15 protein-coding genes are annotated in these 14,328 nt (G+C 54.4%); 13 read left to right on the top strand and 2 right to left on the bottom strand.

Features of this window, described 5'->3' with window-relative positions:
• The first annotated feature begins 181 nt into the window (after positions 1 to 181).
• From CBW42_RS00775 to spoVAE, 11 genes are all read left to right on the top strand, one after another.
• Entirely contained in the window at positions 182 to 1,567 is a 1,386-nt protein-coding gene (locus CBW42_RS00775; protein ID WP_330395829.1) for an MATE family efflux transporter, read from the top strand.
• Between the two features lie 23 nt (positions 1,568 to 1,590).
• Positions 1,591 to 2,049 (top strand): VanZ family protein, encoded by a 459-nt coding sequence (locus tag CBW42_RS00770; protein WP_087016779.1) that lies wholly within the window; start codon positions 1,591 to 1,593, stop codon positions 2,047 to 2,049.
• A gap of 61 nt (positions 2,050 to 2,110) precedes the next feature.
• Positions 2,111 to 2,275 (top strand): G-protein coupled receptor, encoded by a 165-nt coding sequence (locus CBW42_RS14570; RefSeq protein WP_165760990.1) that lies wholly within the window; start codon positions 2,111 to 2,113, stop codon positions 2,273 to 2,275.
• A gap of 95 nt (positions 2,276 to 2,370) precedes the next feature.
• On the top strand, positions 2,371 to 2,790 hold the full coding sequence (mscL, locus tag CBW42_RS00765; protein WP_087016985.1) for a large conductance mechanosensitive channel protein MscL: 420 nt from the start codon (positions 2,371 to 2,373) through the stop codon (positions 2,788 to 2,790).
• Between the two features lie 231 nt (positions 2,791 to 3,021).
• Positions 3,022 to 4,944 carry a molecular chaperone HtpG gene (gene htpG, locus CBW42_RS00760; RefSeq protein WP_087016777.1) on the top strand — a complete coding sequence of 641 codons (1,923 nt, stop codon included), beginning with the start codon at positions 3,022 to 3,024 and terminating at the stop codon, positions 4,942 to 4,944.
• 170 nt (positions 4,945 to 5,114) lie between these two features.
• Positions 5,115 to 5,546 carry a hypothetical protein gene (locus CBW42_RS00755; protein ID WP_087016775.1) on the top strand — a complete coding sequence of 144 codons (432 nt, stop codon included), beginning with the start codon at positions 5,115 to 5,117 and terminating at the stop codon, positions 5,544 to 5,546.
• Between the two features lie 422 nt (positions 5,547 to 5,968).
• Positions 5,969 to 7,171 carry a zinc ribbon domain-containing protein gene (locus tag CBW42_RS00750; RefSeq protein WP_087016773.1) on the top strand — a complete coding sequence of 401 codons (1,203 nt, stop codon included), beginning with the start codon at positions 5,969 to 5,971 and terminating at the stop codon, positions 7,169 to 7,171.
• Positions 7,172 to 7,462: 291 nt separating this feature from the next.
• Positions 7,463 to 8,902, top strand: a complete 1,440-nt coding sequence (gene glgA, locus CBW42_RS00745) for a glycogen synthase GlgA (protein ID WP_087016770.1) — start codon at positions 7,463 to 7,465, stop codon at positions 8,900 to 8,902.
• A gap of 118 nt (positions 8,903 to 9,020) precedes the next feature.
• On the top strand, positions 9,021 to 9,461 hold the full coding sequence (gene spoVAC / locus CBW42_RS00740; protein WP_087016768.1) for a stage V sporulation protein AC: 441 nt from the start codon (positions 9,021 to 9,023) through the stop codon (positions 9,459 to 9,461).
• 13 nt (positions 9,462 to 9,474) lie between these two features.
• Complete coding sequence (gene spoVAD, locus CBW42_RS00735) at positions 9,475 to 10,503, top strand: stage V sporulation protein AD (protein WP_087016766.1); 1,029 nt, start codon at positions 9,475 to 9,477, stop codon at positions 10,501 to 10,503.
• Between the two features lie 7 nt (positions 10,504 to 10,510).
• Complete coding sequence (gene spoVAE / locus CBW42_RS00730) at positions 10,511 to 10,867, top strand: stage V sporulation protein AE (protein WP_087016764.1); 357 nt, start codon at positions 10,511 to 10,513, stop codon at positions 10,865 to 10,867.
• 304 nt (positions 10,868 to 11,171) lie between these two features.
• Here the strand turns inward: spoVAE and CBW42_RS15220 are convergent, their stop codons facing one another.
• Together CBW42_RS15220 and CBW42_RS00725 are read right to left on the bottom strand one after the other, a co-directional pair.
• Positions 11,172 to 11,258, bottom strand: a complete 87-nt coding sequence (locus tag CBW42_RS15220; protein ID WP_330395832.1) for a putative holin-like toxin — start codon at positions 11,256 to 11,258, stop codon at positions 11,172 to 11,174.
• Between the two features lie 206 nt (positions 11,259 to 11,464).
• A complete protein-coding gene (locus tag CBW42_RS00725; RefSeq protein ID WP_087016762.1) occupies positions 11,465 to 12,745 on the bottom strand; it encodes a homoserine dehydrogenase in 1,281 nt (426 codons plus the stop codon).
• 145 nt (positions 12,746 to 12,890) lie between these two features.
• Between CBW42_RS00725 and CBW42_RS00720 the strand changes: the two genes are divergently transcribed.
• Positions 12,891 to 13,547 (top strand): SGNH/GDSL hydrolase family protein, encoded by a 657-nt coding sequence (locus tag CBW42_RS00720; RefSeq protein ID WP_165760989.1) that lies wholly within the window; start codon positions 12,891 to 12,893, stop codon positions 13,545 to 13,547.
• Positions 13,548 to 13,625: 78 nt separating this feature from the next.
• Positions 13,626 to 14,327: an ABC transporter ATP-binding protein gene (locus tag CBW42_RS00715; protein WP_087016758.1), complete on the top strand. Its 702-nt coding sequence runs from the start codon at positions 13,626 to 13,628 to the stop codon at positions 14,325 to 14,327.
• Position 14,328 lies beyond the last annotated feature (1 nt).

Here is a 14,328-nt window from a genome sequence, read left to right as displayed (position 1 = left end):
GTCTTTTTGGATGAAAGTTCGCGGCAGAGGGGGAAATGGTTCATCAGGGCATACGATGTGAGAAATGAAAAAACAGAAAAGCTTTGTCATTTATGCCTGATTTATGGTATACTAAACCGAGAGCTGAGCTGGAGCGTACCGGCTTTGCTCTCTTTTGTTTTTGTGAAAGGATGGAATTTCTGTGAATCAACATACCTCGGAAGGCGCTTCGGCGCAGTACCGGCGCATGACGGAAACCCCGGTGTCGCGCCTGATTTTAAAGCTCGGCATTCCGACAACCATCAGCATGCTGGCAACCAGCATCTACAATATGGCGGATACCTATTTTGTCGGCACACTCGGCACAAGCGCGAGCGGTGCAGTCGGTGTTGTCTTTGGCCTGATGGCGATTTTACAGGCCGTTGGCTTTATGTTCGGCCACGGTGCGGGAAGTATCCTCTCGCGCAAGCTGGGTGCACAGGACAGGGAGAGCGCAACGCAGGCAGCTTCTACCGGCTTTTTCTGGTCCCTGCTCTCCGGCGTTGCCATTACGGTGTTCGGTCTGCTGTTTCTGACCCCGCTCATGCGGCTGCTCGGCAGTACGGAAACCATTCTGCCGTATGCGCGCACGTATTCGACGTTTATCTTGTTGGCGGCTCCGGTCATGACCAGCAGCTTTGTGTTCAACAATATCCTGCGCTATGAGGGCCGCGCGATGTTTTCCATGATCGGCATGACCACCGGCGGTCTGCTCAACATTTTCGGAGACTGGCTGCTGATCCGGAAATTTCATATGGGCATAGAAGGTGCCGGCATCTCGACAGCGGTTTCCCAGTGCATCGGCTTCTGTATTCTGCTCAGCCCATTCCTGCGCGGCAAGACACAGAGCAAGCTGTCTTTGCATGCAGCAAGGGACGGCATCCGGATGCTTCCGGATGTCTGTGCGACTGGATTTCCCAGCCTGATGCGGCAGGGACTGTCGAGTATTTCCACCATGGTGCTCAACGGGCAGGCAGGCGTCTACGGCGACGCAGCGGTCTCCGCGATGACGATTGTCGCGCGGATCTGTTTCTTTGTGTTTGCCGTCGGTCTCGGCATCGGACAGGGCTTCCAGCCGGTCAGCGGCTTCAATTACGGCGCAAAAAAATATTCCCGTGTGCGGCATGGCTTCCTGTTTACACTGGGCGTGGGGGAATTCTTCCTCGGCACACTTGCCGTGGTCGGTATGCTGCTGTCATCACATCTGATCGGCTTTTTCCGCGATGATCCGGCGGTCATTGAAATCGGCACGTTTGCCCTGCGCGTGCAGCTGATTGCGCTGTTTTTCCAGCCGTTGGCGCTGTGTGCAAACATGCTGTTCCAGAGCATCGGTGCGAATAAACAGGCGACATTTCTGGCAATTCTGCGCAGCGGTGTGTATTTTATCCCGCTCGTTGTGATCCTGCCGCATTTTATCGGGCTGACCGGCGTACAGATTGCACAGACGATTTCAGATGTCCTGACGTTTCTCACAGCGGTTCCGTTTGTCTTCCGATTTTTCCGCAGACTGCCGGAGGACGGTGAGCCGCCGGCTGTCGGGCGGACATAATATGGACAAAAAGGAGGCTGGATATGCCACAGAAAAGCAGACAGGTCTGGGGGACAGTTGGAAATCTTCTGCTGATTGCCGCACTGTTGGTTTTTATTTTTGGAAATTCCCTGCAAAATCGCGCGCAGTCCACCGAACAGAGCGTGGGCATGCTCAGCGTGCTGTCGGGATTGTTTCAATGGGTGTTTGGCTACAATGGCCTGACGGAACATGTGGTGCGCAAGCTGGCACATTTCTGTGAATTTGCCGCACTTGGATTTTTTACCCAACATCTCTGGGCAGTGCGCCGCCGGGTCAACCTGCATTATGTGCTGCATGGACTGTTTTTCGGTCTGCTGTGCGCGGTGACGGATGAAATGCTGCAAACACTGTCCGACCGCAGTGCACAGGTTTCGGATGTGGTGTTGGATTTTTCCGGTGTCGTATGCGGCAGTGCGGTTTTTCTGCTGTTGTATCTGCTGATTCGCAGGCACAGGCGTTGACATTTCACGGGAAATTTGTTACTCTGATTTCGTAATAGTAACAAAAACGGAGGAGGATAACGTGGGAAGACCTGTTAAAAAAGTACACAAAAGCCAGCAGCAGCGCTTGCAGGAAGCCAAGGTGCGCCGTGAGGAGCAGCAGAAGAAGGAAGACCGCAATACCTATATCATGCTCGGCGTGATTGCTGCGATTTTTGTTGTCGCTGCATTGGTGCTGATTTTCTGATGCACCACATCAATACTGACACGGCAAAAGGGGAAAACGGTTCTCTGTGCGGTGTCGATTTGCGTAAAACAGAAAAAGGGAGTGTGACGCATCACATGAAGAAGCTCATCGAAGAATTCAAAGAGTTTGCCCTGCGGGGTAACGTCATTGACCTGGCTGTCGGTGTCATCATCGGCGCCGCTTTCCAGAACATAGTCACATCACTGACTGACGACATCATTTCGCCGCTCATCGGTCTGGTTGCCAAGACGGATTTTAAGGATATGGCGGCGACGGTCTTTGGCGTATCCATCCGCTATGGCTCGTTTATCACCGCTGTCATCAATTTCTTTATCATGGCGGTTGTGCTGTTCGCCATCATCAAGCTGATGAACAAGGCCGCAAGCCTCGGCAAAAAGCCGGAGGAGCCCGCAGCGCCAACCACCAAAATCTGTCCGTTCTGTAAGTCGGAAATCGCCATCGAGGCGACCCGCTGCCCACACTGCACTTCTGAACTCCCGGAGGCCGCAGAGTAAAATAATAAAGCTGTTCGCCCGGACTTCGCGCACATATCGCCGTGTCCGGGCGCTTTTTTTGCATTTTTTCGGCGGAAACCTTTCATTCAATGTTTGTTTACAAATTTCCTCTTGCATTTTTCTGCCATATGGTTTATGCTATATTAGCACTCGATAGTTGAGAGTGCTAACACCCGCGCGGGATTCGCGCGCTGACCGTGTATTTTTAATTACCGAAAGGATTGACATACTATGGCTAAACAGCAGTTCAAGGCAGAGTCCAAGCGCCTGCTCGACATGATGATTAACTCGATCTATACGCACAAGGAAATTTTCCTGCGTGAGCTGATTTCCAATGCGAGTGACGCCATCGACAAACGCCATTTCCGTTCGCTGACCGATGCATCGCTTGTTCCGGAAAACGGCTATGAAATTCGCCTGACCGCAGACACCGATGCGCGCACGCTGACCATCTCGGACAACGGCATCGGCATGACGAAGGATGAGCTGGAAAACAATCTGGGCGTCATTGCACAGAGCGGTTCGCTGGCCTTCAAAAAGGAAAATCAGACCGAAGATACCGACATCATCGGTCAGTTTGGTGTCGGCTTCTATGCGTCGTTCATGGTTGCATCCAATGTCCGCGTCATTTCCAAGGCGTGCGGTGAAACGCAGGCCTATGTCTGGGAGTCGGACGGTGCGGACGGCTATACCATTGAGCCGGGCGAGAAGGACAGCTTCGGCACCGATATCATCCTGACCATCAAGCCGAATCAGGAGAATGAAAATGGCGACGTTGAGGAAGGCTATGACGAATTTCTCGAGACCTACCGCCTGGCAGGTCTGGTTCGCAAGTATTCCGATTATATCCGTTACCCGATTAAGATGCTGATGCCGCATTCCAAGGAGAAGCCGAAGCCGGAGGATGCACCGGAGGATTATCAGCCGGAGTATGAAACCGTCTATGAGGATGAAACCCTCAACTCCATGGTTCCGCTTTGGAAAAAGGACAAGAAGGACATCACGGAGGATGAGTACAACGAGTTCTATCGCTCCAAGTTCATGGACTATATGAAGCCGCTGCGCGTCATTCATTCGCATTCCGAGGGCCTGACTGCATCGTACACCTCCATGCTGTACATTCCGGCACAGGCACCGTATGACTATTATTCCAAGGACTATCAGAAGGGTCTCCAGCTGTATGCGTCCGGCGTGCTGATTATGGATAAATGCGCTGACCTGCTGCCGGATTACTTCGGCTTTGTCCGCGGCCTTGTCGATTCGTCCGACCTGTCGCTGAACATCTCCCGTGAGATGCTGCAGCATGACCGCCAGCTCAAGGCGATTGCCATCAGCCTCGAGAAGAAGATCAAGTCCGAACTGCTCAAGATGCAGAAGGATGACCGCGAGAATTATGAGAAGTTCTGGGAGGCATTCGGCTATACCATCAAGGCAGGTGCTTATGCAAATTATGGCGCAGACAAGGAAAAGCTGCGTGATCTGCTGATGTTCTACTCCGCAAAGGAGAAGAAGATGATTTCGCTGAAGGAATACCGCGAGGCTATGCCGGAAGGCCAGGAGGAAATCTATTACGCTGCGGGCACAAATGTCGATCTGCTGGATAAGCTGCCGCAGGCCGAGATGGTGCGCAAGCACGACTATGACATCCTGTACCTCACCGCAGACATCGATGAATTCGTCATCAACCTGCTGGCAGAGCAGGATGAAAAGAAGTTCCGTTCGATTACGGCAGGCGATCTGAATCTGTCTTCCGATGAGGAGAAGAAGGAAGCGGAAGAAAAGTCCACTGCTAACCGTGCGATGTTCGACCTCATGAAGGAATCGCTGGATGGCAAGGTCAAGGATGTCCGTGTTTCCTCCCGTCTGGTCAGCGATCCGGTCTGCCTGACCTCTGAGGGCAGCCTGTCCATCGAGATGGAGCGTGTGCTCAACGCGATGCCGAACGGACAGGGCCATGTCAACGCGGAGAAGATTCTGGAGATCAATGCGTCGCATCCGGTCTTCGAGACGCTGTGCAAGCTGTACAACGACGATCAGGATAAGCTGAAGCAGTATACCGAACTGCTGTACAATCAGGCACTGCTGATTGCAGGGATTCCGATTGCAGATCCGGCAGCATTCTCCAATGCAATCTGTGACCTGATGGCAAAATAATTTATCATACAACAGTCACTCATCATATTTTTACAGGGCTTCCCTGCTGCGGGCCGGATCTGTCCGGCTATGCGGCGGGAGGCCCGATTTTTTAGACGGGAACGCACTGCCTTTGCGTATTCCGGCAAAATATGCTATGATATCAGAAAAAATGGGCAGGAGGCAACCGGATGGCACAGGACAGAGAGCAGAAAAACTATCGCATTACATGCATTGAGGACGAAAACGGAAACCGACCCGGAGACATGCACGAACCGACGGAGCCGGAACAGAATCAGCTGGAGCATGATCCGCTCGACGAGCTGCCGGATCTCTCGGAACAGACCGGAGGCTTGCCGATTGTCACATTTGTGCTGATCTGTCTGGCGGCCAGCTCGGTCATGCTGATTGGCCGCATGCTGACGGCAGGCTCGGCACTGGTTGTGGCAGGCTGTGTGGGTCTTGAAGTCATCGTTGCATTCGGTGTGGTTGTTCTCATCCGCGGCATGTTTCGGAAGCTGCGCCGACAGGGAGAGGACGAAAAATGGTATCCCATCAGTACGGCAGTCATGGCGATTGGCATTGCCGTCGGGTTGGTGATCGGTGTTTTCTATTGCCTCTGACTGCGGAGTTTGTAACAAACCCGAAACAAATTCGTCAAAAAGAATTTATAAATTTGTCAAAGGAACGTCATATTCGGACGATATACTAAATACAATCAGAAAAACAGGTTTCGACTCTGTTTTTGTTGATTCATCTCCCTATTACCAGTTTGGATCTCTTCCCATCGATGCGTCAGGTACGAGACGCAGGGAAGCGGATCCGCTCTTTTCCAACTCAGCCCCCCTTTTTCATGTTTTAATACCAGAACCCCGGACAGCAGGCATGCCGTCCGGGGTTCTTTGATTGTGCGGACATACATAAAATGAGTGTGTGTATGCCAGTTTGTGTGCAGAAGCACGAATTGATGCCGCCAAACTTGTCATATTTTGAAGTATGGGGTATAATCGAAGAAAACCAGGAAGGCAAAAAGGGAGGAGACAGCATGTATTGTATCCGATGCGGAAGCCAGCTGAAAGACGGAACCCAATACTGTATTTTCTGCGGCGCGCCGACGGCAGCTGTGAAAAAAGAGCGCCCACGCCCGATAGAAGATGACACCGTTTCGATTCCGGTTGACTTTTTTTCCAGCCGCATGGCACAGGATGGGGAAGATGACTTTACCATTGCAATTCCGGATGATTTTGTCCGCACGGATACAATCCCGCAGGCGGAGAAACCGGATGACATAGGGGATATGGATTTCACGCGCATGGTGACAAAGGAGGATATCCGCGAGGCCATTGAAGAACAAATGCGTGGGAGTATGGAACTGCCGGACGAGGCGGGGGATGACGATTTCACACGCATGGTAGCGAAGGAACACATCCGCGAAGCGATGCAGGAACAGGCGAAGCCGGACGGCGCGGCGGATATGGAAACCACGCGCACAGTTGAGAAACAGGATATCCGCGCGGCGATGCAGGAGCAGGCGAAGCACGACGGCGCGGCGGATATGGAAACCACGCGCACAGTTGAGAAACAGGATATTCGCGCGGCGATGCAGGAGCAGGCGAAGCACGACGGCGCGGCGGATATGGAAACCACGCGCACAGTTGAGAAACAGGATATCCGCGCGGCGATGCAGGAGCAGGCGAAGCACGACGGCGCGGCGGATATGGAAACCACGCGCACAGTTGAGAAACAGGATATCCGCGCGGCGATGCAGGAGCAGGCGAAGCACGACGGCGCGGCGGATATGGAAACCACGCGCACAGTTGAGAAGCAGGATATTCGCGCGGCGATGCAGGAGCAGGCGAAGCCGGACAGTGCAGGCGCTCTGGACTACACGCGCGCTGTGGCAAAGGAGGAGATCCGCGCGGCGATGCAGGAGCAGCAGGAAGAGGAGCTGCCGCAGGTCGATGTTGCGGACATCCCGGATATTCCAATTCCATCGGACTTTATCGCGGATGCACCGGAATCCTTTACCGAAGCAGAACGGCAGGCTGCTGATGAAGACGAGGACGATGCGCCGGAGCAGCTGATGAGCAAGCGCGGCATGCTGTTTGTCATCCTTGTCGTTGTACTGCTGTTTGCGATTGCAGTTGGCGCTTGTGTGACTGTGCTGCGCGGCGATACTGCCCCGGCAGAGGACACCGGTTCCGGCTCGGCTGAGGTTGGATTCTGGTCGCCGGCGGACGGTGAATAAGCCGGATAAAACCGTATGCCATTGCGGTTCACAGGATAGGTAAATATAACACAAAACGATGAATATCATGCACTGCGACGTATATTTCCGGACAGAACCGCGAAAATGGGAGAAAAAAGAAGACACATTGCATCAAACTGGGGCAGGCGAGCCGGTTGACAAGCATGCGGACATGTTCTATAATTAGTCTGAATACAACGATGCAATTTTTGTACAAAGTTGCTATATTCTGGACGGCGGATTCCGCCGCAGGCTCACAGAGTGAGGACATAAGATGGAGGAGCTTAAAATATGAAGAACATATTGTTTGCCGCATCGGAATGCGTACCGTTTGTCAAGACCGGAGGTTTGGCGGATGTTGTCGGCGCGCTTCCTAAATCCCTGGATAAGGAAAAATACGATGTGCGTGTCGTCATTCCGGACTATACCTGTATCCCGCAGAAGTATCGCAGTCGCTTTTCTTATATCGGAAATTTCTATATGGATCTGGGCGGGCTGGGCAATTTCTATGTCGGCATTATGACATGCGAGCTGGACGGTATCCGCTATTATTATATCGACAACGAGCATTTCTTCCACGGCGAAAAGCTGTACAGCGATATCCTGTGGGATATCCAGAAGTTCAGCTTCTTCTCCAAGGCTGTGCTGTCTATGCTGCCGTTCATCGGCTTCCGTCCGGATATCATCCACTGCCATGACTGGCAGGCCGCACTGATCCCGGTTTATCTGCACGAGATGTTCCAGAACAACCCGTTCTATCGCGGCATCCGCACAGTCATGACCATCCATAACCTGAAGTTCCAGGGCGTCTGGGATATCAAGACCATGCGCCGTTTTACCGGCCTGCCGGGACATGTCTTCGTCCTCGGCCGCATGGAATACAAGAAGGATGCCAACATGCTCAAGGGCGGACTGGTTTACGCCGACCGCATTACGACAGTCAGTGAGTCGTATGCCAACGAGATTCGCATGCCGTATTACGGCGAGGGTCTGGACGGCCTGCTCAACGCGAAGGCGGACACCCTCAGCGGTATCCTGAACGGCATCGATTATGACGCTTACAACCCGGCAACCGATCCGCTGATTGCGAAGAATTACGATGTTGCAAGCTTTAAGGAAGGCAAAAAGGCATGTAAGCTGGCCATCCAGCGCGAGCTGGGCATGCCGGAGGATCCGGATGTCATGATGCTCGCTATGATTACCCGCCTGACCGATCAGAAGGGTCTGGATCTGGTCGAGTGGGTTATGGAGCGCCTGGTTGCATCCCATATCCAGCTGGTTATCATCGGCACAGGCGATCCGCGCTATGAAAACCTGTTCCGCCATTACGAGTGGACGCATAAGGGACAGGTTTCTGCGAACATTCTCTTTAACGAGGAGCGTGCGCACCACCTGTATGCGGCAGCGGACGCAATGCTGATGCCGTCCCGCTTTGAGCCGTGCGGCCTGACGCAGCTGATTTCCCTGCGCTATGGCACGGTGCCGATTGTCCGTGAGACCGGCGGTCTGCGTGACACCGTTCAGCCGTACAACTGGTATGAGCAGACGGGCACCGGCTTCTCGTTCGCAAATTACAATGCGGATGAAATGCTCAACACCATCTTCTATGCGGAGCAGATTTTCTATGATGAGCCGGATGCATGGGCAGATATGGTGGAGCGCGGCATGAAGAAGGACTTTTCGTGGAATGCTTCCGCGAAGAAGTACGAAGCGCTGTACGATTCCCTCTGAGAAACAGAATAGCACGAAGCGGCAGACCGTCCGGTCTGCCGCTTTTTTGCGCGAAACAATGGATAAACAATGCCATATCTGCACATACTACCCTCCAAACGAACGGAGGGAACGCAAAATGGATGTTACACCGCAGGAATATGAACAGATGGTGCGTGAACAGTCCAGGCCATCACCGCTGCTGCGCGATATGGTGTGGGCATTTGCCATTGGCGGGGCCATCTGCACGCTCGGACAGGCAATTCTGGAGTTTTGGAAAAAGACCGGGCTGAATGAGAAGGATGCCGCAGCCGCGACCTCCATCACGCTGATTGGTCTTGCTGCCCTGCTGACAGGACTGCATCTGTACGAAAAAATTGCAAAGCATGCCGGGGCAGGCACGCTGGTGCCGATTACCGGATTCAGCAATTCGGTTGCCTCTCCGGCGCTGGAATTTAAGAGTGAAGGGCTGATTCTGGGCACAGCGGCCAAGATGTTTACCATTGCGGGCCCGGTGCTGGTATATGGCATCGGTGCATCCATCGTGTACGGCATCATCCTCGTGTTCCTCGGTGTGTGAGGGAGGTGCGGAGATGAACGGAAAACGGATGGGCATGGCAACAATTCGGCTGGAACGCCCACCGCGCGTGCGCGCCTGGGCGGCGGTCGGCGGCAAAAAGGAAAAGGATGGCCCGCTCGGCGCGGAATTTGACCATGTATTTTCGGATACCATGTGCGGGGAAAAGACATGGGAACAGGCGGAGGTGCATTTGCAGAAGGTCGCTGTCGGCATGGCGGCCAATAAATGCAAGCTGCCGGTTTCTGCCCTAGATATGATCCTGGCGGGCGACCTGCTGGGGCAGTGCGTTGCGTCAAGCTATGCCGCGCGCGGCACACAGGTGCCGTATCTCGGATTATACGGCGCATGCTCGACGATGGCGGAGAGCCTTGCAATCGGAGCATGTATGGTGGACGGCGGCTTTGCCCAGCGCGTCTGTGCCGTGGCCTCCTCCCATTTCTGCACGGCGGAGCGGCAGTATCGATTCCCGCTCGCCTATGGCGGACAACGCACGCCGACCGCACAGTGGACGGCAACTGCGGCAGGTGCCTGCATCCTGACTGCGGCGGCAGATGACTGCGCACCGGTGCGCATCACGCATGTCTGCTTTGGCAAGGTGTGTGATCTCGGTATTACCGATGCGAACAACATGGGCGCGGCAATGGCACCTGCGGCCTATGACACGCTGCGCACGCTGTTCAGCGATACGGGCACATATCCGGAGGATTACGACGGCATTTTTACCGGTGATCTCGGACAGGTCGGCTCGCGCCTGCTGTGCGAGCTGTTTTCCCGCGATCATATCGATATCAGCCCGGTGCACGATGACTGCGGCAAGCTGCTGTTCGACAGCAAACAGGATGTGCATGCGGGCGGCTCAGGATGCGGCTGTGCGGCATCTGTATTGTGTGCGCATCTGCTGCCCCGGCTTGCCGATGGGCGCATGAAGCGCATGATTCTCGCCGCAACCGGCGCGCTGATGAGTCCGACCAGCGTGCAGCAGGGCGAGAGCATTCCGGCGGTGTGCCATGCTGTGGTGCTGGAATCCGGCGGGAAGAGGTGATTGGAAGATGCAATATATCAATGCGTTTGTCGTGGGCGGCATCATCTGCGCACTCAGCCAGATTCTGATTGACAAGACAAAGCTGACGCCGGCGCGCATTCTGACGGCATATGTCGTGCTCGGTGTCATCCTGACTGCCATCGGCATGTATAAGCCACTGGTCGATTTTGCGGGAGCAGGTGCAACGGTTCCGCTGCTCGGCTTTGGTTATACGCTTGCGGAAGGTGTCAAAACCGCAGTGGCGGAGAGCGGGCTGCTCGGCGCCTTTACCGGCGGTGCAAAGGCGGCGGCAGGCGGCATTTCTGCGGCAGTATTTTTTGGGCTGTTGACGGCGCTGCTGTTCCGCCCGGCGGACAAGAGCTGAGGGCTGTTCCGCCCGCGGCGTACTGTTTGGATCGTACTGCCCGGTGTATGGCGCAGGTGTCCTGCTGTTTCTGCTGTGCTTCGGCAGGCTGATACGCAGCCGCTGTTTGAACGTCTGGTGGGAAAGCTCAGCCCGAAGGTGCGCGATGTGCTCGCGACTGTGTGCACATACATCGCCGGACAGCGAACCGCTTGACAGATCGCCGGGATGATGCTATTCTGAGAATAGAAAAAGAGAGACAGACCGGTAACGGTTCGTCCCTAGACTACTGTTACAGTAACCCGTCTGAGGCGAAGCAGGCGGGTTACTTCTTTATCTGAATCATCAGAGCAATCACAGCTACAACGAACAAACCGAACTGAAAGAGGTCGGAGTATGTAACGTAAGCCATGCAATCACCCCCTATTCATCGGGAATTGGGAGCGAAAGAAGAAGTGCCGCTCCCGAAAAAGAGGAGCGAACCGCCACCGTTATGGTATGTCTCTCTCAGGTGTCATTGTAACAGACCCGACAGAATGCGTCAATTGCAGGCAATAGAGAATCCATCCACAAAAAAAGCCGCGAAGTGTTTTGCTTCGCGGCTTTTGCTGACAGGGATCAATATACGCGGATGACCGATGCAATATCGCGCACCATGCTCATGCTGCGCAGGATGGTCAGTGCGTCGCGGATGTGGCGCTCACGCACGGTGTCCGTGATAACAACCAGGTCGGACGAGCCGCCCTTGGATGCTTTCTGGATGACCTGTGAGATGCTGACACCGTTGTTGCCGAGCACACCGGAAACACCGGCGAGTACGCCCGGGCGGTCTTCCACACGCAGGCGGATGAAATATTTGCTCTTGATGTCGTCAATTGCCTTGACCGGCAGTTCTTTATAACAGGTACAGCCAATGCGTCCGGTGCAGCCCATCAGGAGATTGCGCGCAGTGTCGATGATATCACCGGTGACGGCGGAAGCGGTCGGCATTTCACCCGCGCCGCGCCCCATGAACATCGCATCGTCCAGTGCATCGCCGTGGACAAAGACCGCGTTAAATGCATCGTTGACTGTCGCGAGCGGATGGGAATCCGGGATGAGCATCGGATGTACGCGGACTTCAATGCCTTCCGGCGTGTTGCAGGCGACGCCGAGCAGCTTGATTGCTTTGCCCATTTCTTTGGCATACCGGATGTCTGTTGCGTGGATATTGGTGATGCCTTCGGTATAGACCTGCTCAAAGGTCACGCGCGAATGGAAGGCAATCGATGCCATGATTGCCATTTTGCGCCCTGCGTCATAGCCCTCAATGTCGGCGGTCGGATCGGCTTCGGCATAACCCAGTTCCGTCGCCATGGCGAGCGCATCATCAAATTCCATGCCGTCCTGTGTCATACGGGTCAGGATATAGTTGGTTGTGCCGTTGACAATACCCATGATTTCGGAAATTTCATTTCCGGCGAGACACTGCTTGAGCGGGCGGATGATCGGGATAGCACCCGCAACTGCGGCTTCAAACTGCAAATCGCAGTGGTGCTGTTCCGCAAGATCGAGCAGCTCGCCGCCATGTACCGCCATCAGGTCTTTGTTGGCTGTGACGACGTTTTTGCCTGCGGCAAGTGCTTCGGAAATATACGTATGTGCCGGTTCCATGCCGCCCATCAGCTCGACGACAATGGAAACCTCCGGGTCAGACACAATGTCCTGCCAGTTGTCGGTGAGCAGTGCGGCATCCACACCGGGACGCTCTTTGTTGGCATTGCGCACAAGGATATGGGAAATTTCAATCGGTGCGCCTGCAATCTGCGGCATTTCCTGTGCGCGCATGGAGAGTAATTTGTATACGCCGCCGCCGACCGTGCCGAGGCCGAGCAGCGCGATGCGAATGGGTTTGTTCATATGCTTCCATCCCTGCTTTCACGGTTCTGTATGGTACTATTTATGTGCCTCTTTATCATATCGTATTTTTTGTCGCTTTGCAACGGATTTGCTTTGCATCGTGTAGATTCCTGCGGTATCATATCGGTATAGGATGGTGAGAACAGTGAAAACAATTGTTTGTTATGGAGATTCCAATACGTATGGCTATGACCCGACGGACAGCGGACGGTATGCGTATGCTGTGCGTTGGCCGGGCAGGCTGCAACTGCTGCTCGGACGCGAAGCATATTATGTCGTAGAGGAAGGTCTGAATTGCCGCACGACCGTGCACAGTGACCCGTGTTACGATGATGACAAAAGCGGTGTGGCACTGCTGCCCGCGATTATTAAGACACATATGCCGATTGACCTGCTCGTTGTCATGCTCGGATCGAATGACATGAAGCTGCGGTTTCATATGCAGGCGGCGGATATCGCGCGCGGCGCGGCATTGCTCATACAGACAGCAAAGCAGGTGTCTGCTGCCAAGAGCCCCGATGGTATGCCGTGTGAAATCCTGCTGGTTGCACCGCCGCTGATTACCGAAGACCTGCGGGACGGCGCATGTTATGATGAATTTGGAGACCGTGCGATCAGCCTTTCGCGGGAGCTTTCCAATTGGTATGCCACAGTCGCACAGAACAGCGGCGTACATTTCCTCGATGCCGCAAAGCTCGTCACGCCATCTCCTGTCGATGGCCTGCATCTGACACCGGATGGACATGAAGTGCTCGCACAGGCGATGGCGCAAACGTGCCGCGCTATCCTTACGCATTGTTAACAGCCCCTTTCTTGACAGTATCCGGACAAACAGATACAATAAAGAACATATAGGGGGGATCATGCGCGAGGTGATTGGATGGCATATATTTCGTTTGAAAACGTGACGAAAAACTACAAAATGGGTGAAGTGACGATACCGGCATTGTCCGGCGCCAGCTTTGCGGTTGAAAAGGGACAGCTTGCTGTCATCCTCGGCGCCAGCGGTGCAGGCAAGACCACTGCGCTCAATATTTTGGGTGGTATGGAAACCGCCACAGACGGTGCGGTGTATGTCGATGGACGCGATACCACACGGCTGCGCGGGAAACAGCTCATCCGATATCGCCGCGAGGAGATTGGGTTTGTGTTCCAGTTTTACAACCTTGTTCCCAATCTGACCGCACAGGAAAATGTCGAGCTGGCGGCACAAATCTGTCCGGACAGCCTGTCCGCATCGGAAATGCTTGACCGCGTCGGTCTGTCCGACCGCAAGAACAATTTCCCGGCACAGTTGTCCGGCGGTGAACAGCAGCGCGTGGCGATTGCGCGTGCCATTGCGAAAAATCCCAAGCTGCTGCTGTGCGATGAACCGACCGGTGCGCTGGATTACCGCACAGGCAAACAGATTTTGCAGTTATTACAGGACACCTGCCGCCGGGACGGCATGACAGTGCTCGTCATCACGCACAACTCTGCGCTTGCGCCGATGGCGGATGTCGTCATCCGCATGGCGAGCGGCCGCGTGACCGAGATCACACACAATCCCAGCCCGACGCCGATTGCGGAGATTGAGTGGTGAG

The sequence above is a fragment of the Butyricicoccus porcorum genome (genome assembly GCF_002157465.1).
Taxonomy (GTDB): domain Bacteria; phylum Bacillota; class Clostridia; order Oscillospirales; family Butyricicoccaceae; genus Butyricicoccus_A; species Butyricicoccus_A porcorum.
Note: the sequence above shows the minus strand (reverse complement) of the source record. Positions and strands in the feature narration are given on the sequence as shown.